This is a genomic window from Rossellomorea sp. GAMAL-10_SWC (genome assembly GCF_049568075.1).
GTDB lineage: Bacteria > Bacillota > Bacilli > Bacillales > Bacillaceae_G > Gottfriedia.
This window is the reverse complement of the sequence record NZ_CP144911.1, coordinates 2,588,296-2,613,009: the sequence shown is the minus strand read 5'-3', so window position 1 is coordinate 2,613,009 and position 24,714 is coordinate 2,588,296. Positions and strand designations below refer to the sequence as shown.

The following is a 24,714-nucleotide window of genomic DNA, read 5'->3' as shown; positions in this document are numbered from 1 at the left end:
ATGTGAGGAGAATTTCATCATGGCAACAGAATATGATTTAGTCGTACTCGGTGGCGGTACAGGCGGCTATGTAGCTGCTATTCGTGCTTCTCAATTAGGATTAAAAGTAGCGGTAGTAGAAAAAAATAAACTAGGTGGAACTTGCTTACATGCAGGCTGTATCCCAAGTAAAGCATTATTACGTAGTGCAGAAGTTTTTTCAACTGCTAAGAAAAGTGAAGAGTTTGGTGTTGAAACATCAGGCGTAACATTAAACTTTAGCAAAGTACAACAAAGAAAAGAAAATATCGTTGCCGGGCTTCATAAAGGTGTTGAACACTTAATGAAACAAGGGAAAATTGATGTATACGACGGTTTAGGACGTATTTTAGGTCCTTCAATCTTCTCTCCAATGCCAGGAACAATTTCAGTAGAAATGAACGATGGTAGCGAGAACGAAATGCTAATTCCTAAGAACGTTTTAGTCGCAACTGGTTCAAGACCAAAGTCTTTACCTGGATTAACTATTGATGGTGAGCATGTAATGTCATCTGATGAGGCGTTAAAAATGGAGTCACTTCCTGCGTCAATTATTATCGTTGGTGGCGGTGTAATTGGTATTGAGTGGGCTTCAATGTTAGCAGATTTTGGTGTTGAGGTAACAGTAATCGAGTATAGTAAAACTATTTTACCTTTAGAAGACGAAGAAATTTCTAAAGAAATGACTAGATTATTAAAGAAAAAAGGTATTAAATTAGTTACTGATGCGAAAGTTTTAGCTGAAACTTTAGTAATCGATAACGGTGTAAGAATTAATGCACTTCACAAAGATACTGAGAAATCTTTCACTGCTGAAAAAATGTTAGTATCTGTAGGCCGTCAAGCGAATGTTGAAGGAATCGGATTAGAAAATACGGATATTGTAGTTGAAAATGGTTTTATCCAAACAAATGCTAATTACCAAACTAAAGAGTCACATATTTATGCGATCGGTGATGTAATTGGTGGCTTACAATTAGCACATGTTGCTTCAAGAGAAGGTACAATTGCAGTTGAGCATATTGCAGGTAATTCACCACTTCCATTAGATCCAACAATGGTAAGTAAGTGTGTTTATAGTAATCCAGAAGTTGCTTCTGTTGGTTTAACTGAGCGTGAAGCAAAAGAAAAAGGTTATACAGTTAAAAAAGGAAAATTCTCATTCCGTGCAATTGGTAAAGCTTTAGTTTACGGTGAGCATGATGGATTTGTTAAAATAATTGTTGATGAAGAGACAAATGATCTTCTTGGCGTCCATATGATTGGACCTCATGTAACTGATATGATCTCTGAAGCAGGTTTAGCACGAGTATTAGATGCAACTGCATGGGAAATTTCTCATACAATTCATCCACATCCTTCATTATCTGAAGCTATTGGAGAAGCAGCACTTGCTGTAGAAGGATTAGCAATTCACTCTTAATTTAAAAAATTGAAATGTAGAGAGCAATCTCTACATTTCATCACTATAATGATTTAAAACGCTTCCACACATGTATGTGGTAAAAGGGGGATATTTATGGAAAAGGTTACAACTTCAAACCGTCATGAACAGCTTGGTCTATCAAATGATGACGTTCTTAGTATGTATGAAACAATGCTAATGGCACGTCGAATTGATGAGCGTATGTGGTTATTAAATCGTGCTGGTAAAATTCCGTTCGTTATTTCTTGTCAAGGTCAAGAAGCAGCTCAAGTTGGATCAGCTTATGCATTAGATAATACAAAAGATTACGTATTACCATATTACCGTGATATGGGCGTTGTTTTACAATTCGGAATGACAGCAAAAGAATTAATGCTTTCTGGTTTTGCAAAAGCAGAAGATCCAAACTCTGGTGGACGTCAAATGCCAGGTCATTTTGGACAAAAGAAAAATCGTATCGTTACAGGTTCATCTCCAGTTACAACTCAAGTACCTCACGCTGTAGGTGTATCTCTAGCTGCAAAAATGGAAGGTAAAGACATTGTCTCATGGGTTTCATTTGGTGAAGGTTCTTCTAACCAAGGTGATTTCCATGAAGGTGCAAACTTTGCTGGTGTACATAAGTTACCAGTAATTTTCATGTGTGAAAATAACAAATATGCTATCTCAGTACCGATTGAGAAGCAATTAGCATGTGAAAAAGTATCTGATCGTGCAATTGGATACGGTATGCCTGGTTTCACTGTTGATGGAAATGATCCTTTAGAAGTTTATCGTGTAACAAAAGAAGCAGTTGACCGTGCTCGTCGTGGAGAAGGTCCAACATTAATCGAAGCTGTATCTTATCGACTAACTGCACACTCAAGTGATGATGATGATCGTATTTACCGTTCTCGTGAAGAAGTAGAAGAAGCAAAAAGCAAAGATTGCTTGTTTACATTTGCGAAATACCTTCATGAAGTTGGGGTATTAACAGAAGATATAGAAAAAGAATTAGATACAAAAATTCGTGCGATCGTTGATGAAGCAACTGACTACGCAGAAAACGCTCCATATGCAGCACCTGAGCATGCATTGAAGTTTGTTTACGAAGAATAAGAGGGGGTAGGACAATATGGCAGTAATGTCTTATATAGATGCAGTAACTTTAGCGTTAAAAGAGGAAATGGAACGCGATCCAAAGGTATTTGTATTAGGGGAAGACGTTGGATTAAAAGGTGGAGTATTTAAAGCGACTCATGGTCTTTATGATCAATTTGGTGAGGATCGTGTATTAGATACACCACTTGCAGAATCTGCAATTGCTGGTGTTGGTATTGGTGCTGCAATGTACGGACTTAGACCAGTAGCTGAAATGCAATTTGCTGATTTCATTATGCCTGCAGTAAACCAAATTATTTCTGAGGCATCAAGAATTCGTTATCGTTCAAACAATGACTGGACTTGTCCTATTACTATTCGTGCTCCTTATGGAGGCGGTGTACACGGTGCACTTTATCACTCTCAATCTGTTGAGAAGGTATTTGCAGGTCAACCAGGATTAAAAATTGTAATGCCTTCTACTCCTTATGATGTAAAAGGTTTATTAAAAGCAGCAATTCGTGATAACGACCCAGTAATTTTCTTTGAGCATAAACGTGCTTATCGTTTAATTAAAGGTGAAGTACCTGAAACTGATTATGTACTTCCAATTGGAAAAGCTGATGTAAAACGTGAAGGTGAAGATATCACAATCATCACTTACGGATTATGTGTACATTTTGCTCTTCAAGCTGCTGAAAAATTAGCTCAAGATGGTATTTCTGTACATGTTTTAGACTTACGTACAATTTATCCATTAGATAAAGAATCTATTATCGAAGCTGCTTCTAAAACAGGAAAAGTTTTATTAGTAACTGAAGATAATAAAGAAGGAAGTATAATGAGCGAAGTTGCAGCAATTATTGCTGAAAATTGCTTATTTGAATTAGATGCGCCAATCGCACGCCTTGCTGGCCCTGATGTTCCGGCAATGCCTTATTCTCCAACAATGGAAAAATTCTTCATGGTTAATCCAGATAAAGTAGAAAAAGCGGCTAGAGAACTTGCAGCATTTTAATGGCACTGTTTGAAAAAGGGGGACATAATGATGATCGAAAATATTAAAATGCCTCAATTAGGTGAAAGTGTAACAGAGGGTACAATCAGTACTTGGTTAGTAAAAGTAGGAGATCGTGTAAATAAATACGATCCACTTGCTGAAGTTATGACAGATAAAGTTAATGCTGAAGTACCATCTTCATTTACTGGTGTGATTAAAGAATTAATCGCAAATGAAGGTGAAACTTTAGCTGTTGGTGAAATCATTTGTACGATTGAAGTTGAAGGAGCTTCTAGTGAAGTAGCTGCTACAACAATCGAAGAAACTAAACCAGCTGAAAAAGCGGCACCTGTAGCACCAGCACAAACTCCTGTAGCTGCTGCACCGGTTCAAACTATTGCTAAAACTGATGAGTCTGGTAAAGTACGTTTTTCTCCAGCTGTACTTCGTTTAGCACAAGAAAATAATCTTGATCTTTCATTAATTCCAGGTACAGGAAATGAAGGTCGAGTTACTCGAAAAGACGTTTTAAATGCAATCGCAAATGGTGTACCACAAGCGGCACCAGCACCTGTTGCAGTTGAAGCTACAAATCAACCAGTTGTAGCACAAACTGCTCCTGCTGCCCAAGTAGCTACAGCACCTACTGCAGCACCAGCACCTGTTATTCCAACAGCAGTTGGTGATATTGAAATTCCAGTTACAGGCGTACGTAAAGCAATTGCATCAAATATGTTACGTAGTAAACATGAAGCACCACATGCTTGGATGATGATCGAAGTAGATGTTACAAACTTAGTAAATTACAGAAACAGCCTGAAAGATTCTTTCAAGAAAAAAGAAGGCTTCTCTTTAACATTCTTCGCATTCTTTGTTAAAGCTGTAGCGCAAGCACTTAAAGAATACCCAATGATTAATTCAATGTGGGCTGGAGACAAAATCATCCAAAAGAAAGATATTAACTTATCGATCGCTGTTGCAACAGACGATGCATTATTTGTTCCAGTAATTAAAAATGCTGATGAGAAAACAATCAAAGGTATCGCACGTGAAATTACTGAATTAGCTACAAAAGTTCGTACTGGTAAATTAAAATCAGACGAAATGCAAGGTGGCACATTCACAGTAAATAACACTGGATCATTTGGTAGTGTTCAAAGCGCGGGTATCATTAACTACCCACAAGCTGCAATTTTACAAATTGAAAGCATCGTAAAACGTCCAGCTGTTGTAAACGGAATGATTGGTGTTCGTGATATGGTTAACCTATGCTTATCACTTGATCACCGTGTACTTGATGGATTCATTTGTGGTAAATTCTTAGGAAGAGTAAAAGAAATCCTAGAAAATACAACAAAAGAAAATACGAATGTATATTAATTTATAAACGAAAGAGGTTGTCATTAGGGCAACCTCTTTTTTTATGTGATTTTGATCGTCGTGGGAGGTGCAATAAAGATAGAGGAGCTGAAAATAAAAATAGGGAAACTGCAAATAAAATTAGTAAAACAGCAATTAAAAGTGTAGGTACAAATAAAAATAGCAAAACCGCAATTAAAATTAGAAAACAGCAATAATGACAAACGCCATCGAGATACCCCATGTAATTAAACAAGTTATTTTTTCAATAAAATTGAGCCTCTATCCTGAATTATAAAATAGCTCTTTTTTAGTGACTTATGATAAAATTAATAATTATAAAATTCTGTATTTTTTTAAAAATGGGTGGAGGAGAAATTTATGCTAGTTGAACAAAATGGTTATTACATATCAACGAATAAAGAATTATTAAACAGAGACGTTATTTATAACTTTTTAGACAAAGAATCATATTGGGCAAATGAAATTCCTTACGAATATATTGATCGATTTATCAAAGGATCATTCTGTTTTGGTGTTTACAAGGGGAAACCAGGAGAAAGTGATCCTACCCAAGTAGGCTTCGCAAGAGTAGTATCAGATGGCGTCACATTTGCTTATTTAGCAGACGTATTTATTCTCCCAGAATACCGTAAACAAGGCTTATCAAAATGGCTTATGGAAGAAATCATGGGTTATGAAAAACTATCAACAGTAAGGATATTCATGCTTAAAACAAGAGATGCTCACAACTTATATCGCAAATACGGCTTCGAAGTGATTGATAATAGTAAAAACCGATTCATGGCAATATTAAAAGACAATCTGTATCGAAATATGAAAAACAATAGGGAATAGGATGCCATTCCTCTTCCTTATTATCCTCTTTTTCCAGCCTTCTTGAATACCATTTTCCTTTACTCAACATCCGGCTCACTTTTAGATCTGTGGACTAAAATCTTTACAAACTGTAACATTTGTAAGATAATTTACAAATATGTGACATCTTAGAGAAATAGGGGGGATAAGATGTTTAAAAATTTATCTGCCGTACATCCTGTTGCTTGGAATATCGTTATTGGAACGTTATTCGTTAGATTTGCTAGCACAGTAAGTATGCCGTTTTTAGCTATTTATTTAACTTCAGTTAAACATATCTCACCTGCAATGGTTGGGCTTATGTTAACAGTTTCATCTTTTTTAGGGGTATTTTTCAGTTTTATAGGAGGAACTCTTTCTGATCGTATTGGAAGGAAAACTATTTTATTATCGAGTATTTTCTTATGGTCTATTACATTAGTTGGTTTTGGACTAGGAAATTCATTCGCCTGGTTTTTTGTGCTGAACTCGATCTTAAATATTTGTTCATCATTTTTTGAACCTTCTTCAAGAGCATTACTTTCTGATTTAACTGACGAGAAATCAAAACTGTTAGTCTTTAATTTGCGATATGCAGCTATTAATGTTGGAGTTGCAGTAGGACCTTTAGTTGGTTTATATCTAGGAAGCTCAAAAAGCACATTGCCATTTGTATTATCTGGGATTGTGTACTTTTTTTATGGTTTAACATTATTATTTATGTTATCAAAGTATAAAATTGGAGAAGGTAAATCTGCTTCAGCAACTAACAAAGTTTCGATGAAGGCGTCGTTTTCAATTTTACGTAAGGATATCATCTTTGCTTTAACGATTCTAACAATCTGTTTTTATGGACTTGGTTATTCACAAAGCTTTTCAACAATGTCTCAATATTTTGCGAATGCACCACAGTTTCATAATGGGGTTAAACTGTATGCTTATTTAACAACAATCAATGCAGTAACTGTAGTCATACTTCAATTCCCAATTGTAAGTAGAATGAAGAATTTTTCACCTACTGTATCTATGATGATTGGTAATGTGATTGTTAGTTTAGCTGTTGCTGGATTTGGATTATTTACTAACTTTTTCTTATTAGCAATCGTTATGATAGTGTTAACTGTAGGAGAAATATTTGCATTTACATTTACAGATGTATTTGTCGATCAGCTTGCTCCTGAAGAATTAAAGGGAACTTATTTTGGGGCAATGGGATTCTCAAAACTCGGTTTCGTTTTCGGTCCAGCGCTTGGTGGAAGTCTACTAGCTTACTTCGGATATGAAAATGGCGGACGTGGATTTGTTATAATTAGTGCAATCGCTTTTATAAGTTTTCCAATGATGTATTTTGTAAATCGACTTTTTCAAAAAAGAAATGCAGTCAAGGTTGAATCGGATGCAAAATTAACTGTTAATTCTTAAAAGAACGCTTTTAAAGCGTTCTTTTTTCTTTCAGAGCGTTAAGTTGTTATTTTTATTTTTCCATCCATTTCCAGTAGCTAATTGTGATACATTTAATGTAAGAATAAAAATAGCGAGGATGGGGAGTTAGTTGAATAAATATGGTAGGCTTTCTTTAATGATGGTTGGTATCAGTATTGTTATAGCTCTTTTTATCAGTGATCACACTAAACAACTGGGCATATTCCTTTTGTGTTTCTTAATCTTATCAATAACAGGCGTAATTTTTGCATTCCTTTCAAAAAAAATATCAAATATCATTCTTGGTGCCTTCTTAAATATTATCTCCTTTATTTTCTTCTTCTTTTTAATATTGGCATTTGGCATTGGTGAAGCTTAAATATTAGAGTTTTTTCATTTCATACTAAAAAAGTATGCTTTCGTTCATTTCCTCATATATTTGTATAAACAAGCGATATGGAGGGAGAGATATGGACGAACTTCTTTTTGATCAGCTTAAGTTATTAAGTTGGGACTGTGTGATATTAGAAGGTGCTAGTGAGCAAGAAGAAGAGCTAATGAAAAATGTATTATCCACATTACATTCAATCGGATTAAAAAATAAAATTGATGCAAAAGTTTTATTTATTGCGGGAGATGTGGAAAAGATTGATCAGTTTGTCGTAAAAAATCCTTTCGTCACTGTTATACGTGTTGTTGAAGAATTAAATGAAGATTACCAATACGCCATATCTACATTAGCTCATTTACCGAATTTAATTGTAGAGTTAGTGGATGAATAATTACGGCGTTTAAAGATTCATTTGAAATAATAAAACTAGCAGGTTCAAAAGCTTGAATTAATAGCCGCTAAATTGGTAAGATGAAAAAAAGCATGTAAGGAGTAGATGAAATGAATATGAATTTTAATTTTTTTATGAATGATGTTGTCCATACTGCACGTCAAGAAATCGTAGCGGCTGGTTATGCAGAGTTAAAAACACCTGAGGAAGTAGAAAAAGCTCTAGAAAAGAAAGGCACTACACTTGTAATGGTAAACTCAGTATGTGGTTGTGCTGGTGGTATTGCTCGTCCTGCAGCAGCACATTCAGTGCACTATGATGCAAGACCTGACCAATTAGTAACTGTGTTTGCTGGGCAAGATAAAGAAGCTACTGCAAGAGCCCGTGAATTTTTTACTGGTAAAGCACCATCATCTCCGTCATTTGCACTTTTAAAAGACGGTGAGCTTGTAGCAATGGTGGAGCGTCATGAAATTGAAGGTCATGATCCAATGCAAGTCATTCAAAAACTTCAAAATTACTTCGATCAATTTTGTGAAGAAATTTAATTAAATAAGTACAAAAATTTATGGGAGGAATTCCATAAATTTTTGTACTTTTTTTTGTGCATAATATTATTATTATGTAAACTGTTATTCAAATGAAGCGTTTTAGTTAATTATTTTGTAAATAAAATAAAAGATAAAAAAGAAAGATAATACAGCTAAAGAGCATGTAAAAATTAATAACATTAATGCATCTTTATATGCCGTTTCATCAAATTTTACGCGAAAAGCGAAGGATTCTGATCTATGTTTTTTTAATTTTCTATACTGGTTTAAATCGATAATATTTGATTGATCCACAACACACCTCTCCTTTGTAGTTCTAATATATTAATTAAATTTTAAAATATTCTAAATAATTAGTAAAGTTGTTTTACGAACAAAATACTAGCAAATTATGCCATAATTAATAGGAATAAAATTTACTAATATGCTTGAAAGGTAAGTGGGAATTTGTGAAATATACTTTATGTTTTATCAAACGTAATGATGAACTATTAATGTTAAATCGTATAAATGCTCCTACAATGGGAATTTGGAATGGTGTTGGTGGAAAAATAGAAAAAGGGGAAACAATCGAAAGATCAGTGCAAAGAGAAATTGCAGAAGAAACAGGAATACAGATTGAGCTGAAAGATATAACTTATAAGGGTAAAGTGACCTGGCATGAAGAAAATGTGGATTTCGGAGGTATGTATGTATTTCTGGCCGAGGTTTCTAATAGCTTAAAATATGATACGCCTTTAAAAATAGATGAAGGAATTTTAGATTGGAAAAAAATTGATTGGGTAATAGATGAAAAAAATCAAGGAGTAGGAGAGTGTATTCCTTATTTTCTTCCAATACTATTAAATAACGAGCGGAATCATCATTATTCCTTTTACTATAAGGAGAATACGGTTGTTGATGTAGTAATAGAAGAAGAAGTTTTAATATAATAAAATAATTTATAAATGAATAATGTAATCATTTTTATGAAAATACCATTTCCAAAATGGTATTTTTTTTATGAATAATGTTGAAAACGCTTAAATTTTGGGGGGTTCAAGTATTCACTCATAAAAAATGTAGTGATTTGCGAGATTTGTCGAAAACTTTTTGAAAGATTAGAAAAGTCAAATAACAACACTAACATTCAATTGATTGAATAAATATATAAAAATAATGAATATTAATAAAAAAAATTTATTATAATATCCCTGTAAAATTAAGCTATATCTAATTTTTTGTCGAAATACTGAAAAATATAGTTGCATATTTATTAGTATGTGTTAAAATTCATTTTGTAGAATAATTATTCATTCGAAAAAAATGGTTGTTTAATAGAATACTAAAAAAGATAATAGAAATAATAAGTTTGAATTTTACAAAAATTAGGGGGAAGCATTTATGAAAAAAATAGTCGGAGTTTTAGCTGCATCAGCATTATCAATTGGAATGTTATCTGCTTGTAACAAGTCAGATGATAAAACCTTAATCTTAGGAACAAGTGCGGATTATAAGCCTTATGAGTTTATTGACACAAAAAATGACAAAATAGTTGGGTTTGATGTTGACTTAGCTAAAGCGCTTGGTAAAAAAACTGGATACACAATTAAAGTAAAAGATATTGATTTTACTTCATTAATTACTGCGATGAATGCAGATAAAGTAGATTTTATAATGGCCGGTATGAAAAAGACACCTGAGCGTGCGAAAAATGCAGATTTCACTGAACCATATTTCACTGATCAAAATGAAATAGTTGTAAATAAAGATTCAAATATTAAAAGTGTTGAAGATTTAAAGGGAAAAACAGTCGGAGTACAAGCTGGTTCAATTCAAGAAACAAAAGCAATTGAAGTTTCTAAAAAAGTTGGATTTAAAGTTGAAAACCGTAACCGTATTCCTGAGATGGTAGAAGAATTAAAAGCTGGAAGATTTGATGCTGTTGTTATAGAACAATCTGTAGCAAGTGGCTATTTAAATAAATTACCTCAAATGCAAGGTGAATTAATGCAAGATTTCTTTGAACAATCTGGTTCAGCAGTAGCTCTTCCAAAAGGTAGTAAATTAACGCCTAAATTTGATAAAGCACTAAAAGAATTAAAAGCTGATGGAACTGTTGATAAATTAGTTAAAAAATGGTTTGGTGAATTGAAGTAAAACGTAAGATTTTAATAGTTTTAAAGATAAACCTATAGGGTATGGCGAATGATATAGAAATGAGAAGTTTTTGTTGTAATCAGGGGAGGAATTATTGATGGAGAAAGATTGGAGTCACTTATTAGAAAAAATGCCTTTACGTCTTGCACCAAGCATGGCAAAGGATCATCCTAATTTACCAGTTGTAAAGGAAGAAGGCTGTTACTATTATGGTGTAGATGGTAAAGAGTACTTAGACTTTACATCTGGCATTGCTACTACAAATGTTGGACATCGTCATCCAAAAGTAGTACAGGCAATTAAAGATGGCGCAGATTCTTTAGCACATGGTCCATCGGGTGTTATTATTTACGAATCGATTTTAAAGCTAGCAGATGAGTTGGCTGAAATTCTTCCTGGTAACTTAGATACTTTCTTTTTTGGTAATAGTGGAACTGAAGCGATTGAAGGTGCGATTAAGCTAGCTAAACATGCTACTAAACGTCCATATATTGTTTCATTTATTGGTTGTTTCCATGGCCGTTCTATGGGAGCTCTAAGCGTTACGACTTCAAAAAGTAAGTATCGAAAATTTTTACAACCAACAGGCTCTTATCAAATACCTTATGCAAATGTTTCCGAATGCCCTGAAGGTTATGATGAAGAATCATATGTAGTAGAGCAATTAGAAAAAGATTTTAAACGTTTATTTAATCATCAAGTAACTCCAGAAGAAGTAGCTGCAGTTATTGTAGAGCCAGTTCTAGGTGAAGGTGGATATGTAGTACCACCTAAGGCATGGTTAAAGAAAATACGAGAAATCTGTGATAAAAATAATATTTTACTAATTTTTGATGAAGTTCAAACTGGATTTGGACGGACAGGAGATTGGTTTGCTGCACATACTTTTGATGTAACGCCAGATATTATGGCAATTGCAAAAGGTATTGCAAATGGTATTCCTTTAAGTGCGACTGTAGCATCAAATGAACTAATGAAACAGTGGCCACTAGGTAGTCACGGAACAACATTTGGAGGAAATCCAATAGCTTGTTCAGCTGCGTTGGCTGTTTTAGAAATTATAAAAGAAGAAAAGCTTTTAGAAAATACAAGAGAAGTTGGAGCTTACGCAGTAGAAAAACTGAATGCATTAAAAGAAAAGCATTCAGTAATTGGAAGCATTCGCTCAATTGGTTTAATGATCGGGATTGAAATCATTAATCCAGCTACAAAAGAACCAAACGGTGATGGTTTATTTAAAATTCTTGATCTTGCTTTGGAAAAAGGTGTTTTATTCTACTTCTGTGGTAATAACAGTGAAGTAATTCGAATGATTCCACCATTAACAGTTACGAAGAATCAAATCGATGATGGGTTAGCAATCTTAGATGAAGCATTAACAGAATATGAGCAATCCATTGGATATGAATTATATGAAACAAAGGGCATTGGTTTCTAAACCAGTGCTCTTTATCTAAACAGGCATTGTCGAATAAACTTTGCAATTTAAAAGACAAATAGTAAAGGAGTACTACAATATGAACTTAGATTTTTCTCAAATTGTCCCTTCAATTCCATATATATTGGCCGGATTAAAATTAACACTATTAGTAGTTGTTTGTTCAATTTTATTAGGTCTTGTTTTAGCAATTTTACTTGCATTAATGAAAATTAGCCGTGCAAAATGGTTAGTCGTAATAGCTGATTTTTATACTTCAATTTTTCGTGGAACACCGATGGTTTTGCAATTAATGATTATTTATTATGGTTTACCACAATTAATTGGTTTCGATATCGAAAAGTTCCCCGCAGCGGTATTGGCTTTTGGTTTGAATTCAGGAGCTTATGTATCAGAGATCATCCGTGCAGGTATACTAGCAGTAGATAAAGGTCAACAAGAAGCTGCTTCAGCTTTAGGTATCCCTTACCGTAAAATGATGTCAAAAATTATTTTACCTCAAGCATTTAAAAATATTTTACCAGCTTTGATGAATGAGTTTATTACATTAACGAAGGAATCAGCAATGGTAACAGTAATTGGTGCATCTGATTTAATGAGAAGAGCATTCTTAGTAGGTGGAGAGACGTACTCATTTATGGAGCCACTTATTTTTGTAGCAGCAATCTATTACATTATCATTATGATCCTATCCCTTCTGGGTAAATCAGTTGAAAGGAGAATGCGTACAAATGATTAGAATTACTAATTTAAATAAAAGCTTTGGAAATGTTCATGTATTAAAAGGAATCACAACTATAATTGAACAAGGGTCTGTAGTTGCTGTAATTGGCCCATCTGGTTCTGGTAAATCTACATTTTTGCGTTGTATGAATTTATTAGAAACTCCTTCAGATGGTGAAATTTGGATGGATGATATTGAAATTACAAATCCTAAAAGTAATATAATGAAAATTCGTGAAGAAGTAGGGATGGTATTCCAGCATTTTCATTTGTTCCCACATATGACAGTACTAGAAAATATTACGTATGCTCCGATTAATGTAAAAGGTATGAGTAAGGCTAAAGCAGAAGAAAATGCAAAGGCACTTCTTGAAAAAGTTGGACTTCTTGAAAAAGCAAACGTATATCCACCTAAACTTTCAGGTGGTCAGAAACAACGTGTAGCTATAGCAAGAGCACTTGCAATGGAACCTAAAGTAATGCTATTTGATGAACCAACATCAGCTTTAGATCCAGAGATGGTAAAAGAAGTACTTGAAGTAATGAAATCATTAGCTCATACTGGTATGACAATGGTCATCGTTACACATGAAATGGGTTTTGCAAAGGAAGTTGCAGATCGAATTCTATTCCTAGACGAAGGAAATCTAGTTGAGGATGCAACTCCAATCGAATTATTCACAAGACCAAAAACAAATCGTGCTAAGTTATTCCTTGAGAAAGTTTTATAAGTCATCACTTAAATGTGAAGAATCCCTACTTTTCATCTGAAAAGAGGGATTTTTTTATTGACAAAAAATTCATTGAATTACTTAAAAAATGTCTAATTATGTTTTAGGTTTGTAAGTTAGCGTGTGTTTCTTGTATTTCAACTTCAGTTTGTACTCAAATTTTACAAAAAAAAAATTTAATCATTAGAACTTGTTAATTCTTGTCTATCGAAAACATTTATTAAAGTGGATCAAAATGAAATAAAATTATCTTAGTTTCTGAATATTCCTTCATTTTAATTACAATAATATCTTCAAATTTTTCAAGAAATAAAAAATTGAAAGGAGAGTATGATGATGGAATTGGACAAAAATTCTAGTTCGAGTATAAGTCCGAGCACATACTCGGAAGTTGCAAAATCTCATGAGTTTAAACAGTTACTGAAAGCAAAAAGAAAGTTTATTCTACCAATGTCTTTATTCTTTTTTTGTTTTTACATTGCATTACCATTAATGACTTCTTATTCTAAAGCACTAAATACAAAAGCATTTGGGGAGGTAACATGGGCTTGGATGTTTGCATTTGCTCAATTTGTTATGACATGGGTATTATGTATGATTTACAGTAAGAAAGCTGAATCCTTTGACAAAATGGCTGATGGTGTATTGGAAAAGTTAAATAAAGGAGGGGAGGAAGTTTGAATACGACGGCATTTACATTATTTTTAATTATCGTACTAGGAACGCTAGTTATTACATATTTCGCTTCTAAAAAAACAAAAGATGCGAAAGATTTTTATACAGCAGGCGGTGGATTGACAGGATGGCAAAATGGATTTGCAATTGCAGGTGACTATATGTCAGCAGCATCCTTTTTAGGAATTGCAGGTGCGATCGCTTTAACTGGATTCGATGGATTTTTCTATAGCATCGGATTTTTAGTTGCATATTTAGTCGTTTTATATTTAGTAGCAGAGCCTTTACGAAATCTTGGAAAATACACGTTAGCAGATATGATTGCTGCGCGATTTGATCAAAGAAAAGTAAGAGGGGTAGCCGCGTTAAACACAATGACGATTTCAATCTTTTATATGATTGCACAACTAGTTGGTGCTGGTGCACTGATTAAATTATTACTTGGAATTGATTATACGACAGCTGTTTTAATAGTAGGTATTTTAATGACTGTATATGTAATATTTGGAGGTATGAGGGCTACTAGTTGGGTTCAAATCGTAAAGGCAATCCTTCTAATGCTTGGAACATTAGTCATTTCAATCATCGTTTTTGCTAAATTTAATTTCAACATTAATGAAATGTTTAGTCAAATGAGAACGGCAACTCCTTTAAAGGACTCGTTTTTAAATCCAGGTGTAAAATACACAAATGGATTAGATACAATTTCATTAAATTTAGCACTTGTTCTTGGAACTGCCGGATTACCTCATATACTGGTCCGCTTCTTTACAGTGCGTGATGCGAAAACGGCACGAAAATCAGTCGTTTATGCAACTTGGTTAATCGGAGCATTTTACATCATGACCATTTTCCTTGGATTTGGGGCAGCTGCATTTGTTGGAAATTCTGAGATTATAAAAGCAAATCCAGCAGGAAATATGGCGGCGCCACTTTTAGCTGAAGTATTAGGGGGTAACTTTTTATTTGCCTTTGTTTCAGCTGTAGCATTTGCAACGATACTTGCAGTAGTAGCAGGGCTAGTATTAACTGCTGCATCTGCCTTTGCACATGATTTTTACAATGAAATCTTAAAACAAGGTAAAGCAACTGAAAAAGAGCAAGTTTCAATGGCTAGATATGCATCGATTGGAGTTGCTTTAATCTCAATCTTACTTGCAATATTTGCACAAACATTAAATGTTGCCTTTTTAGTATCCTTAGCATTTGCTGTTGCTGCAAGTGCGAACTTACCAGTCATACTCTTTACAATCTATTGGAAACGTTTTAATACGACTGGCGCAATTACTGGTATGTTAACTGGATTACTATCTGCAATCATACTAGTAGCGATAAGTCCAAATATTTGGAGTCCTATAGAAGGAAAAGCCATTTTTGTTGGAAATCCATTAATTAATTTAACGAATCCGGGGATTATATCGATTCCTTTAGGATTCATAGCTGCTTATTTAGGTACAATTCTATCAAGTAGGAAAGAAAATGAAGCTAAATTTGATGAAATTCTTGTGAAGTCTAATACTGGCCATGGGGTATCTGGTATTTCTACGCATTAATCAGAATCAGAAAAAAAGAAACTGAAGAAAAATTCCTCAGTTTCTTTTTTATTTAGGAATCAAATTAATTTAATCATCACTTTGTTTTAATTTTAAAGGTTTTGTAGAGATAATCGTTTCAATGTTTTTACTGATTAATTTATTATTTTTACGATTTGCGATTCTTGCTTTTGCTATTTCAGCAAGTTCTCGTTCTTCTTCGGTTTCAAGAATGATCGTTGGAACTGGTACCGTTTTATTATCTTTCATCCCAACAAATGTTAAAAATGAAGCAGCTGCAACGCGGCGATTGCCTGTAATCAAGTTCTCTGCAATCGCTTTTACGAAAATTACCATAGATGAAGTTCCTGTAACGACGACAAAGGATTCATAAGAGATACAATCCTCTTCTGTAACAGGATGTAAGAAGTCTACATGGTCGATCGAAGCAGTTACACATTTCAATCTTGAATGTTTAGAAGCAGTAATTGAAGCAGTCATATCCATGTCAGCAAGAATTTTTCCACCAAATAAAGTTTGGTGATTGTTTAAGTCAGTAGGGAAAACTCGAACAGTTAGTGCTGAACGTGATTCATGGCAATATTTTGAACTCATAAATTCACACCTTTTTTTAGAATAATGATATTTTTACCAATCTATTTTTTATTAAGCGTAATTATGAGATGAAATTTTCATTAGAAATATTAACCTATTGAATGAATCAAATACGACATAAAGTAAAACATAAATAATAGGTGATATTATGTATAGAATTGGTTCAAGGATTGTTAAAACGGCGTTAGGGAGTGCAGTTGCAATTTTTATTGCACAATCGGTGGGAGTTCATTTTTACTCGTCTGCTGGAACATTAACAATATTATGTATACAAACTACTAAAAAACGTTCATTAGATACAGCATTAAGAAGGTTTTCTGCATGCGTGCTGATCATCCTTTTTTGTATTTTTTTCTTTCATATTTTTGGGTATACACCTTTAGCGATTGGACTATTACTTTTATTTTTTATTCCAAGCTTAGTAAAGCTTAAAATTCAAGAAGGAGTCATTTCTAGTGCAGTTATCATGCTACATCTATATGGTGTAAAAAACATTACAGCTTCAATAATAGTAGATGAGTTAACTGTAATTGTAATAGGAATTGGTGTAGCTTTACTTTGTAATTTATATATGCCTAGTTTAGATGATCAAATAAAAAGCTTTAAAGTAAAAATTGATTCTAAATTTTGTTTTATTTTTGAGAAGATTTCTATTTATTTAAAAGAACCAGCTAATAAATGTTTTTTAGAAGAATATGATGAAACAGTAAAATTGCTTCAAGAAGCAAAGAGAATTTCTAAATTAGAAATCGATAATCACTATTTTAAATCCTCGAATGATGAAGATTATGAATACTTTTTATTAAGGGAGCGGCAACTTGAAATTATTCATCGTATTATTGACACGGTTTGTGACATTAAAGTGAGTAACGAACAATCTCATATTTTATCCAAATTTTTTAATGATCTAAGCTTTTCAATTAACCCGATCATAAGTGGAGCTATATGTTTATATCAGTTGGAAGAAATCTATGGTATGTTTCGGGCGATGCCGTTACCACAAACATCTGATGATTTTGAAACTAGAGCATCGGTATTAACAATCATCAATGAAATGGAAAGTTTTTTGATTTTGAAATCGAAGTTTAAGGGAAAATACGCTAAGTGAAATTAAAAAGGAGTTGCTTTATTTGCTTAAACTAGTTCTATCACTACTTTTAGTAATTGGTCCAGTATGGCCACTTGGACAAAATCCAAGGGTAGGTGAACCATTTATTATTATTAATAAAGAAGTAAATAATTTGGCATATATAGAAGATGGTAAAGTCCTAAGGATTTATCGAATTGCTACCGGAAAAACAGCAGATTTAACTCCTGAAGGTATTTTTAATATTACATATAAAGCCAAAAATCCATATTGGCGCAAAAAGAATATTCCAGGAGGGGATCCTAAAAATCCTCTAGGAACTAGATGGATTGGTTTTGACGCATTAGGTACTGATGGTTCGATTTATGGCATTCATGGAAATAATGACCCTTCAACAATTGGTAAATATATATCAAATGGATGTGTAAGAATGTATACAAATGATGTGAATGAACTTTTTGATAAAATCCCATATGGAACGAAAGTGTTAATCACAACATCATCAAGTTCATTTGAACAACTAGCTCGTGAACAAGGTGCGATCAGATAATAAAGAGGATTCACTATCAAAATCTCAAGATCTTGATGATGAATCCTCTTTTTTCCATATTATTTGGCCTTTTATAACATAGCAGCGATACCTGCAAGTAAAGTAGTAGCAAGCATTGAAATTAACATAATCATAACAACTACTTTTTGTGTTTTTTTTCTCATGTGATTACCACCTTATTTTAAAGAATTACAATTTATTAATTTTTTATTAGAATCTTACAAGTGTTGTCCTATTTTAGCATATGTAGGATATTTTTTACAGTCTAAGCCTCTTTTTTAGTAGCTCCCATCCTTGCCTAATTAATACGCTGTATTATTCCAAAATAAAAAAGGGTCTCATAAGCATTTTTAGCTTACGAGACATCCCTTATTTACTCAAAATGTATTTTACTTAACTCCAACCGCATCAAATGCTTTATTTACAGTAGTTACTTCAGCGGAGCTGGTACCGTAAAGGTCAGAAGCTGCTTTCACACATGCCGCACGAGCTTGACTGAAAGTAGAGGAAGCTGTTAAGTAAACAGTATTTGCACGATAGAAAATTTGAGCTAGTTTATCATTTCCGATCCCCGTAACAGACACGCCGTAAGCTGTTCCACCTTTAGCAATTAAGTAAGCAGCTTTATTAATAATACCGCTATTTGTATGAACTCCTCCGTTGTCAGATGTTCCAGTGTAACGATTTGCATAATTATCTGGATCTCCATATTTAGTTGGATCACTCATCGAACGAAGTGCATCACCTGCAATTTTTGGTGTATAAATATCTTCACCAATCAGGTAATCAGGATTTTTATTATTATAGAACTCTATTAATGTACCAAAAATATCAGAAATTGCTTCGTTAAGTGCACCAGATTCATTCTGATAAGTTAAATTTGAGCTAGTTTCTGTTACAGCGTGAGTTAACTCATGTGCTACTACGTCAATACCACCTGATAATGGAATAAATGTTGTACCATCACCATCGCCATAAACCATTTGCATCCCGTTCCAAAACGCATTATTGTAATTACGGCCATAATGGACACTAGATTTTAGTGCACCGCCATTACCATCATAGGAATTACGATTAAAAACAGTTTTATAATAATCAAATGTTAATCCAGCAAAATAATGTGCATCAACTGCAGCCGCATCATAAGTGCTATTTAGAAGGTTATCAGGACTTGTCCAAAGTGTACCAGCAAGACGTTGTTTGTTAGCCGCATCATAAGTGAAAATACCTGATCCTCGCAGTCTATCTTGTAAATAATAAGTTGAACCCGATACGGTCATATTTAATGTTTTTGTATCACCAAGCACGCCAACTCCTGTTCCAGTTGTATTCGTACTATTTGTTGTACCACCAGGTTTTGTAGGAGGGGCACTACTATCTGCTTCGTCTAAATTATTATAGCTATTTAATATTTTTCCAGTTGATGCATCAATGAAATAATTAAAGTTTCCTGGTTTAGGAGAAAGGAAGTTTAAGTTTACAAGGTAAGCGTAAGTAGCTTCATCACCATTTGTGTAAACTACTAGATCTGCTGTAGGGTCTTTTTCATAAGTAGGTGTATAACCAAGGTCGGCTTCTGCAATTTTAATAGATTTGTTGGCATTTACTTTCTTTTCAGATTTCAATCCTTTTTTCGTATCTAGATTAGGTGCTACCGTACCAGAGAAAGCTGTTAGAACACCATCGTCTGCAACTAATGCTGTTTGAGTAGAGCCCCAAACAGGTACACCATTATATACTTGTTGTAGTCGAAGAGCGGTTCCTAAAATATCTTTATTGCTAGATTTAATGATGAATGATTCTTCTGAGGATTTCGAACCGAGTTTAAATTTATCTTTGTTAGTATTGACATAGCCTAGTACAATGCTCTCAGGACTTTGAGTAGATGACTTTGTCAGCTGACCTGAAACAAATTCAGGTGATCCTACAGATTCATTGTACTTGTAGCTAGATAACACATTTTTTGGTGCAGCATATGTATTTGTTACTGAAAAACTACTTGCTGCTAATCCTAAAGTTAACCCAACTGCTAAAACTTTTTTGTTCACTTTAATTCCTCCCTAGTTAACAAATAGTGATAACGAGGTTATATTATCATGTAATCTAGTAGGTTTACAAACTACAAAAAACCGCAATAATTGCACTTTTTTTTGAAAAAATAAGTCTTTTATATCGAGTCTAAATAACAATTCGGTTGATAAGTAGTCAGATTGTTTTATGAAAAGAGAAAAGTGAGGGGAATGCCGTCGAACTTTTTTTAATTGCTTGTAGTTTTGGTGTTTAGCTTAATTGTTCTCTGATTCAAAATCATAGCTTCATTTTCATTGTTATCTCTTAAAATACGGTTGGATACTGCTACGGTTTTTAATCATGTTTGTCCACTTTCTTGAATATTGTTTAAATAATAGCTTATGTACTTTTGAACAGATTACAGTACATGAAAAATCTCATATGCTTCTAATAAAAGCATTGATTTGAAGGAGGGGGAAAAAAATGTTTACAAATATAGATCATATGGCAATCTGTGTAAAAAATTTAAACGATAGTATTAAAAAGTATGAGGGGGATTTAGGCTTATCATACTCATATCGAGAAATAGATGAAGACCAAGGTGTAGAAGTCGCATTTTTTAAAACAAATAAAATTAACATCGAATTAATCCAACCACTTACATCAACGAATCCTGTACATAAATATATTGAAAAAAAAGGTGAAGGATTGCATCATATTGCTTTTCAAGTAGATGACATCGAAAAATCACTATTAGAACTAAAAAAACGCCAATTCAATTTAATCCATCATTCACCGCGTAATGGGAGTGAGGGGTCAAAAGTTGCCTTTATCCACCCTAAACAATTTGGAGTATTAATCGAAATTGTTCAAAAAAGGGGGGAGTTTAATGAGCAAGTATGATGATCTTTATAAACTATATGAAAAGAAATCTGAAATAGAGCAAGGTGGAGGATTTGAACGGATTGAGAAACAACATGAACGTGGAAAGTTTACAGCACGAGAAAGAATAGACATGCTATTAGATGAAGGGAGTTTTGTTGAGTTATTTAGTTTTGTCGAGCATCGTTGTTCAGATTTTGGAATGGATGAACAAAATGGTGCATGTGATGGAGTTGTCACAGGTTATGGCAAAATTAACGATCGAACGGTATTTGTTTTTTCGCAAGATTTTACTGTGTTCGGCGGTGCTTTAGGTGAAATGCATGCGAAAAAAATAAGTCAATTAATGGACATGGCAGTACAGTGTAAGGCTCCGATTATTGGATTAAATGATTCAGGTGGTGCTAGAATCCAAGAAGGTGTCCTTTCTTTAGATGGTTATGGACATGTTTTTTATCGTAATACGATTTATTCAGGGGTTGTACCACAAATTTCAGTTATTATGGGGCCTTGTGCAGGTGGTGCAGTCTATTCTCCAGCAATTACTGACTTCGTTGTCATGGTTAATGGAACTAGCCAAATGTTTATTACTGGACCTAAAGTAATCGAAAGTGTAACAGGTGAGAAAATCTCTGCAGAGGATTTGGGTGGAGCTAAAGTCCATAATGAGATAAGTGGAAATGCTCATTTCCAAGCTGGGTCGGAAGAAGAAGCCCTTAAGATCGTTAGAAATTTAATAGAGTATTTACCGGCTCATTGGGAAGAAAAACCACCTACTAAAATGAAAACTGAAAAAGATCTTGATGATTTAATGGAGCTAATTCCTGATGAAAGTAGTCGACCTTATGATGTTAAAAAAATAATAGATATGATTGTAGATGATGATTCCTTTTTTGAAGTTCAAAAAGATTTCGCTAAAAATTTAGTTGTAGGTTTTGCTAGATTAAATGGTGAAGTAGTAGGTCTCGTTTGTAATCAACCTAAATTTATGGCTGGAGGTTTAGATTTACATTCAGCTGATAAAGGGGCAAGATTTATTCGTTTTTGTGATAGTTTTAATATACCAATCATCACTTTTGTTGATGTGACAGGGTTTTTCCCTGGTGTAAAACAGGAGCATGGAGGTATAATAAGGCATGGTGCTAAGCTTTTATATGCATATTCTGAGGCAACAGTTCCAAAAGTTACAGTCATTACGAGAAAAGCATTTGGTGGAGCATATGTTGCATTAAATAGTAAATCAATTGGAGCAGATTTAGTATTTGCCTGGCCAAACGCTGAAATCGCTGTAATGGGTGCTGCAGGTGCTGTAAATATTTTATACGGAAAAGAAATCTCTCAAAGTAATCGACCAGATGAGTTAAGATCAGAATGGATGGATCAATATAAAGAGAAATTTTCTAATCCTTACGTTGCTGCAAAATACGGTTTAGTTGACGATGTTATAGATCCAAGGATGACTAGAAAAAAGCTTATTCAATCTTTAGGAGTATTAAAAAACAAAAATGAAAAGCGCCCAGCAAAAAAACATGGTAATATACCTTTGTAGACATTTTTTTACATATTCAATATGGAGGCATGACACAAATGATTAATGAACAACGTGTAGTAGAAGAATTTTTAGAATTAGTACAAGTAGACTCTGAAACTAAGTTTGAAGCTGAAATTGCAAAGGTTTTAAAACAAAAATTAGAAGCCCTTGGAATGAATGTTTTTGAAGACGACACGATGGGTGTTACAGGTCACGGTGCTGGAAATATTGTTGCTACAATTCCTGCTACTAAAGAAGGCATTGACGGTATTTTCTTCTCTTGTCATATGGATACAGTAACTCCAGGTAAAGGTATCAAGCCATCAATCAAAGATGGATATATCGTTACTGACGGAACTACAATTCTAGGTGCAGATGATAAAGCTGGTATCGCAGCATTTTTAGAAGCTGTTAAAATCATTAAAGAACAAAATATTGAGCATGGTGAAATCCAATTCATTATCTCAGTTGGTGAAGAATCTGGATTACATGGTGCTAAAGCAATGGATCCTAAATTAATCACAACTAAGTTTGGATATGCATTAGATAGCGATGAAGAAGTAGGTAACATTATCGTAGCAGCTCCAACTCAAGCTAAAGTAATTGCTACTATTTATGGTAAAACAGCACATGCAGGTGTTGCACCTGAAAAAGGCGTTTCAGCGATTACGATTGCTTCAAAAGCAATTGCAAGAATGCCACTTGGTCGAATCGACGAAGAAACGACTGCTAATATCGGACGTTTCGAAGGTGGAAGTGCAACAAATATCGTATGCGATCAAGTGAATATTTTAGCTGAAGCTCGTTCATTAATCGGTGAAAAAATGGAAGCTCAAGTAGCTAAAATGAAAGCTGCTTTTGAAGAAGCAGCTACTGAAATGGGTGGACGTGCTGAAGTAGAAGTTCAAATTATGTACCCAGGATTTAAATTTGGTGAAGGAGACCATGTTGTTGAAGTTGCAAAACGTGCAGCAGAAAAAATTGGACGTACTCCTGCATTACAACAAAGTGGTGGAGGATCTGACGCGAACGTATTCGCAGGTCACGGTTTCCCAATTGTAAACTTAGCAATCGGTTATGAAGAAATTCACACTACAAATGAAAGAATGCCAATTAAAGAGTTAGTAAAAACTGCTGAAATGGTTATTGCAATTGTAGAAGAAGTTGCTAAATAATTAAGTAAAAAAAGGGTCGTCCTATCTATCAGATTAACTGATAAATAGGCGCCCTCTTTTTGTTTTTAAAAATAATAAAAGAACGTACTTACATGTAATAAGAAGGGTATCTCAAGGGCTCAACTTATTTTTATATGAAATGCTCGTTGCTTTTTAGTGGATTGGAAGCTTTTTATCAAGTTTTTAATCGATTTAGAGTATATTTGCTAGTTTTCCTTTTGATTGGATACGGTTTTTAGCTTTAATACTATAACGGGTATGGGTAATTTTTAATTTTATTTGCGATTCCTTGGAATTTAATTGCAGTTTTCCTAATTTTAATTGTGATTTTCAGAATTTATTTGCAGTCCACTTCGGAATGGCGAAAAAACCCTAACAAAAAAAGACGAAACCCACAGTCTCGTCTTTCTAATAGTTAATAAGTCTAAAACCTAACGCTAATTTGTAGTTAATCGTTTTCTATATAGGAAAAAGAATACGATCGCAAGCAATAAGGCAGTTGGAAATATGACTAAACTATACTTTGCAAAAATAGACGCCACTTTATCCCATTCTTCACCAAAAATTTTACCTAATGTTATAAAAGTGAATCCCCAAAGAATTGCTCCAATAAATGCAAAAGTTGCAAATTTTTTATAAGAATATTTATTAATGGCAGCAAAATAAGCAGTTAAATGCCTGATTCCGGGTATGAAAAATCCTATTATAAGTATATAAGGTCCAAATTTTGTAAATAAGCTTTTTGTCATTTCAATTTTTTTCTCTGTAATATGAACTTTTGGTCCATATTTATTAAGTAAAGGTAAACCAAATATGTATCCAAGTAAATAACTTAATGAGATTCCACAAATGATTCCAATAATCGCACAAGCTATTGAAGGTAAATATGATAATCTACCTAGAAATACATTATAACCTATGTATACTAAAAGAATTTCATCTGGTAGTGGTAATCCAATAATGCCTCCTATTAATGCTAAAATGATGCCTAAATAACCATAGTGACTAATTATTAAGTTTAAATGTTGAACCATTGATCATACACATCCTCGTTTTATTCCGCGTTAAGTAAATAGGCAAAAATTTATTTTAAAGATAATATCATTGTATACAAACAAAAGTATTTTATA

General features: G+C 33.6%; 25 protein-coding genes. 21 read left to right on the top strand and 4 right to left on the bottom strand.

Annotation, left to right across the window (positions count from 1 at the left end; genetic code table 11):
* The first annotated feature begins 19 nt into the window (after positions 1 to 19).
* The 16 genes from lpdA (at position 20) to V5E38_RS12895 (ending at position 15,755) form a co-directional block, all read left to right on the top strand.
* Positions 20 to 1,441 carry a dihydrolipoyl dehydrogenase gene (lpdA, locus tag V5E38_RS12970; protein ID WP_098428782.1) on the top strand — a complete coding sequence of 474 codons (1,422 nt, stop codon included), beginning with the start codon at positions 20 to 22 and terminating at the stop codon, positions 1,439 to 1,441.
* A 96-nt stretch (positions 1,442 to 1,537) separates the two neighbouring features.
* Positions 1,538 to 2,542 (top strand): thiamine pyrophosphate-dependent dehydrogenase E1 component subunit alpha, encoded by a 1,005-nt coding sequence (locus tag V5E38_RS12965; RefSeq protein WP_097974515.1) that lies wholly within the window; start codon positions 1,538 to 1,540, stop codon positions 2,540 to 2,542.
* 16 nt (positions 2,543 to 2,558) lie between these two features.
* Positions 2,559 to 3,542, top strand: coding sequence for an alpha-ketoacid dehydrogenase subunit beta (locus tag V5E38_RS12960; RefSeq protein ID WP_025671106.1), 984 nt, complete (start codon positions 2,559 to 2,561; stop codon positions 3,540 to 3,542).
* A gap of 27 nt (positions 3,543 to 3,569) precedes the next feature.
* Positions 3,570 to 4,904 carry a dihydrolipoamide acetyltransferase family protein gene (locus V5E38_RS12955; protein ID WP_499210327.1) on the top strand — a complete coding sequence of 445 codons (1,335 nt, stop codon included), beginning with the start codon at positions 3,570 to 3,572 and terminating at the stop codon, positions 4,902 to 4,904.
* Positions 4,905 to 5,264: 360 nt separating this feature from the next.
* Entirely contained in the window at positions 5,265 to 5,741 is a 477-nt protein-coding gene (locus V5E38_RS12950; protein WP_499210326.1) for a GNAT family N-acetyltransferase, read from the top strand.
* A gap of 171 nt (positions 5,742 to 5,912) precedes the next feature.
* Positions 5,913 to 7,163: an MDR family MFS transporter gene (locus V5E38_RS12945; protein ID WP_499210325.1), complete on the top strand. Its 1,251-nt coding sequence runs from the start codon at positions 5,913 to 5,915 to the stop codon at positions 7,161 to 7,163.
* Between the two features lie 130 nt (positions 7,164 to 7,293).
* Positions 7,294 to 7,542, top strand: a complete 249-nt coding sequence (locus V5E38_RS12940; protein WP_499210324.1) for a hypothetical protein — start codon at positions 7,294 to 7,296, stop codon at positions 7,540 to 7,542.
* Positions 7,543 to 7,633: 91 nt separating this feature from the next.
* A complete protein-coding gene (locus V5E38_RS12935) occupies positions 7,634 to 7,945 on the top strand; it encodes a hypothetical protein (RefSeq protein WP_499210323.1) in 312 nt (103 codons plus the stop codon).
* A 110-nt stretch (positions 7,946 to 8,055) separates the two neighbouring features.
* On the top strand, positions 8,056 to 8,493 hold the full coding sequence (locus V5E38_RS12930) for a BrxA/BrxB family bacilliredoxin (protein WP_499210322.1): 438 nt from the start codon (positions 8,056 to 8,058) through the stop codon (positions 8,491 to 8,493).
* A 452-nt stretch (positions 8,494 to 8,945) separates the two neighbouring features.
* Positions 8,946 to 9,428, top strand: coding sequence for an NUDIX hydrolase (locus V5E38_RS12925; protein ID WP_499210321.1), 483 nt, complete (start codon positions 8,946 to 8,948; stop codon positions 9,426 to 9,428).
* 451 nt (positions 9,429 to 9,879) lie between these two features.
* A complete protein-coding gene (locus V5E38_RS12920) occupies positions 9,880 to 10,635 on the top strand; it encodes a type 2 periplasmic-binding domain-containing protein (protein ID WP_499210320.1) in 756 nt (251 codons plus the stop codon).
* 97 nt (positions 10,636 to 10,732) lie between these two features.
* Positions 10,733 to 12,073, top strand: a complete 1,341-nt coding sequence (locus tag V5E38_RS12915) for an aspartate aminotransferase family protein (RefSeq protein ID WP_499210319.1) — start codon at positions 10,733 to 10,735, stop codon at positions 12,071 to 12,073.
* Positions 12,074 to 12,152: 79 nt separating this feature from the next.
* Positions 12,153 to 12,812, top strand: coding sequence for an amino acid ABC transporter permease (locus tag V5E38_RS12910; protein WP_069034049.1), 660 nt, complete (start codon positions 12,153 to 12,155; stop codon positions 12,810 to 12,812).
* Complete coding sequence (locus V5E38_RS12905; RefSeq protein WP_097974536.1) at positions 12,805 to 13,527, top strand: amino acid ABC transporter ATP-binding protein; 723 nt, start codon at positions 12,805 to 12,807, stop codon at positions 13,525 to 13,527. The genes V5E38_RS12910 and V5E38_RS12905 overlap by 8 nt, the downstream gene beginning before the upstream one ends.
* A gap of 336 nt (positions 13,528 to 13,863) precedes the next feature.
* Positions 13,864 to 14,208, top strand: a complete 345-nt coding sequence (locus V5E38_RS12900) for a DUF485 domain-containing protein (RefSeq protein WP_499210318.1) — start codon at positions 13,864 to 13,866, stop codon at positions 14,206 to 14,208.
* On the top strand, positions 14,205 to 15,755 hold the full coding sequence (locus V5E38_RS12895; protein ID WP_499210317.1) for a solute symporter family protein: 1,551 nt from the start codon (positions 14,205 to 14,207) through the stop codon (positions 15,753 to 15,755). Before V5E38_RS12900 ends, V5E38_RS12895 begins: the two co-directional genes overlap by 4 nt.
* A 69-nt stretch (positions 15,756 to 15,824) precedes the next feature.
* Here V5E38_RS12895 and V5E38_RS12890 read toward each other — a convergent pair whose 3' ends face one another.
* On the bottom strand, positions 15,825 to 16,349 hold the full coding sequence (locus V5E38_RS12890; protein ID WP_499210316.1) for an acyl-CoA thioesterase: 525 nt from the start codon (positions 16,347 to 16,349) through the stop codon (positions 15,825 to 15,827).
* A gap of 148 nt (positions 16,350 to 16,497) precedes the next feature.
* Between V5E38_RS12890 and V5E38_RS12885 the strand changes: the two genes are divergently transcribed.
* Both V5E38_RS12885 and V5E38_RS12880 read left to right on the top strand, forming a co-directional pair.
* A complete protein-coding gene (locus V5E38_RS12885; RefSeq protein ID WP_499210315.1) occupies positions 16,498 to 17,457 on the top strand; it encodes an aromatic acid exporter family protein in 960 nt (319 codons plus the stop codon).
* 13 nt (positions 17,458 to 17,470) lie between these two features.
* The gene (locus V5E38_RS12880) at positions 17,471 to 17,986 is read left to right on the top strand and encodes a L,D-transpeptidase (RefSeq protein WP_025671086.1); all 516 of its coding nucleotides are present in this window, start codon (positions 17,471 to 17,473) and stop codon (positions 17,984 to 17,986) included.
* A gap of 71 nt (positions 17,987 to 18,057) precedes the next feature.
* On the opposite strand, the gene prli42 is transcribed toward V5E38_RS12880, so the two are convergent.
* Positions 18,058 to 18,150 (bottom strand): stressosome-associated protein Prli42, encoded by a 93-nt coding sequence (gene prli42, locus V5E38_RS12875; RefSeq protein ID WP_156339731.1) that lies wholly within the window; start codon positions 18,148 to 18,150, stop codon positions 18,058 to 18,060.
* 225 nt (positions 18,151 to 18,375) lie between these two features.
* On the bottom strand, positions 18,376 to 20,034 hold the full coding sequence (locus tag V5E38_RS12870; RefSeq protein ID WP_499210314.1) for a M4 family metallopeptidase: 1,659 nt from the start codon (positions 20,032 to 20,034) through the stop codon (positions 18,376 to 18,378).
* Positions 20,035 to 20,479: 445 nt separating this feature from the next.
* Between V5E38_RS12870 and mce the strand changes: the two genes are divergently transcribed.
* Genes mce through V5E38_RS12855 form a run of 3 tightly spaced genes read left to right on the top strand, consistent with a single transcriptional unit; the run spans position 20,480 to position 23,584 of the window.
* Positions 20,480 to 20,899, top strand: coding sequence for a methylmalonyl-CoA epimerase (mce, locus tag V5E38_RS12865; protein ID WP_335477637.1), 420 nt, complete (start codon positions 20,480 to 20,482; stop codon positions 20,897 to 20,899).
* Positions 20,886 to 22,427: an acyl-CoA carboxylase subunit beta gene (locus V5E38_RS12860; protein ID WP_499210313.1), complete on the top strand. Its 1,542-nt coding sequence runs from the start codon at positions 20,886 to 20,888 to the stop codon at positions 22,425 to 22,427. The genes mce and V5E38_RS12860 overlap by 14 nt, the downstream gene beginning before the upstream one ends.
* Before the next feature lie 38 nt (positions 22,428 to 22,465).
* Positions 22,466 to 23,584 (top strand): zinc-binding metallopeptidase family protein, encoded by a 1,119-nt coding sequence (locus V5E38_RS12855; RefSeq protein ID WP_499210312.1) that lies wholly within the window; start codon positions 22,466 to 22,468, stop codon positions 23,582 to 23,584.
* Between the two features lie 437 nt (positions 23,585 to 24,021).
* On the opposite strand, the gene V5E38_RS12850 is transcribed toward V5E38_RS12855, so the two are convergent.
* The gene (locus tag V5E38_RS12850; protein ID WP_097974554.1) at positions 24,022 to 24,618 is read right to left on the bottom strand and encodes a DedA family protein; all 597 of its coding nucleotides are present in this window, start codon (positions 24,616 to 24,618) and stop codon (positions 24,022 to 24,024) included.
* Positions 24,619 to 24,714 lie beyond the last annotated feature (96 nt).

Bases quoted from the DNA above. Each gene is read 5' to 3' on its own strand.
- V5E38_RS12900 (WP_499210318.1), top strand. From the start codon at position 13,864: ATGGAATTGGACAAAAATTCTAGTTCGAGTATAAGTCCGAGCACATAC.
- V5E38_RS12965 (WP_097974515.1), top strand. From the start codon at position 1,538: ATGGAAAAGGTTACAACTTCAAACCGTCATGAACAGCTTGGTCTATCA.
- V5E38_RS12960 (WP_025671106.1), top strand. From the start codon at position 2,559: ATGGCAGTAATGTCTTATATAGATGCAGTAACTTTAGCGTTAAAAGAG.
- V5E38_RS12890 (WP_499210316.1), bottom strand. From the start codon at position 16,349: ATGAGTTCAAAATATTGCCATGAATCACGTTCAGCACTAACTGTTCGA.
- prli42 (WP_156339731.1), bottom strand. From the start codon at position 18,150: ATGAGAAAAAAAACACAAAAAGTAGTTGTTATGATTATGTTAATTTCA.
- V5E38_RS12910 (WP_069034049.1), top strand. From the start codon at position 12,153: ATGAACTTAGATTTTTCTCAAATTGTCCCTTCAATTCCATATATATTG.
- V5E38_RS12930 (WP_499210322.1), top strand. From the start codon at position 8,056: ATGAATATGAATTTTAATTTTTTTATGAATGATGTTGTCCATACTGCA.
- mce (WP_335477637.1), top strand. From the start codon at position 20,480: ATGTTTACAAATATAGATCATATGGCAATCTGTGTAAAAAATTTAAAC.
- V5E38_RS12950 (WP_499210326.1), top strand. From the start codon at position 5,265: ATGCTAGTTGAACAAAATGGTTATTACATATCAACGAATAAAGAATTA.
- lpdA (WP_098428782.1), top strand. From the start codon at position 20: ATGGCAACAGAATATGATTTAGTCGTACTCGGTGGCGGTACAGGCGGC.
- V5E38_RS12860 (WP_499210313.1), top strand. From the start codon at position 20,886: ATGAGCAAGTATGATGATCTTTATAAACTATATGAAAAGAAATCTGAA.
- V5E38_RS12885 (WP_499210315.1), top strand. From the start codon at position 16,498: ATGTATAGAATTGGTTCAAGGATTGTTAAAACGGCGTTAGGGAGTGCA.
- V5E38_RS12905 (WP_097974536.1), top strand. From the start codon at position 12,805: ATGATTAGAATTACTAATTTAAATAAAAGCTTTGGAAATGTTCATGTA.
- V5E38_RS12855 (WP_499210312.1), top strand. From the start codon at position 22,466: ATGATTAATGAACAACGTGTAGTAGAAGAATTTTTAGAATTAGTACAA.
- V5E38_RS12945 (WP_499210325.1), top strand. From the start codon at position 5,913: ATGTTTAAAAATTTATCTGCCGTACATCCTGTTGCTTGGAATATCGTT.
- V5E38_RS12915 (WP_499210319.1), top strand. From the start codon at position 10,733: ATGGAGAAAGATTGGAGTCACTTATTAGAAAAAATGCCTTTACGTCTT.
- V5E38_RS12935 (WP_499210323.1), top strand. From the start codon at position 7,634: ATGGACGAACTTCTTTTTGATCAGCTTAAGTTATTAAGTTGGGACTGT.
- V5E38_RS12920 (WP_499210320.1), top strand. From the start codon at position 9,880: ATGAAAAAAATAGTCGGAGTTTTAGCTGCATCAGCATTATCAATTGGA.
- V5E38_RS12955 (WP_499210327.1), top strand. From the start codon at position 3,570: ATGATGATCGAAAATATTAAAATGCCTCAATTAGGTGAAAGTGTAACA.
- V5E38_RS12850 (WP_097974554.1), bottom strand. From the start codon at position 24,618: ATGGTTCAACATTTAAACTTAATAATTAGTCACTATGGTTATTTAGGC.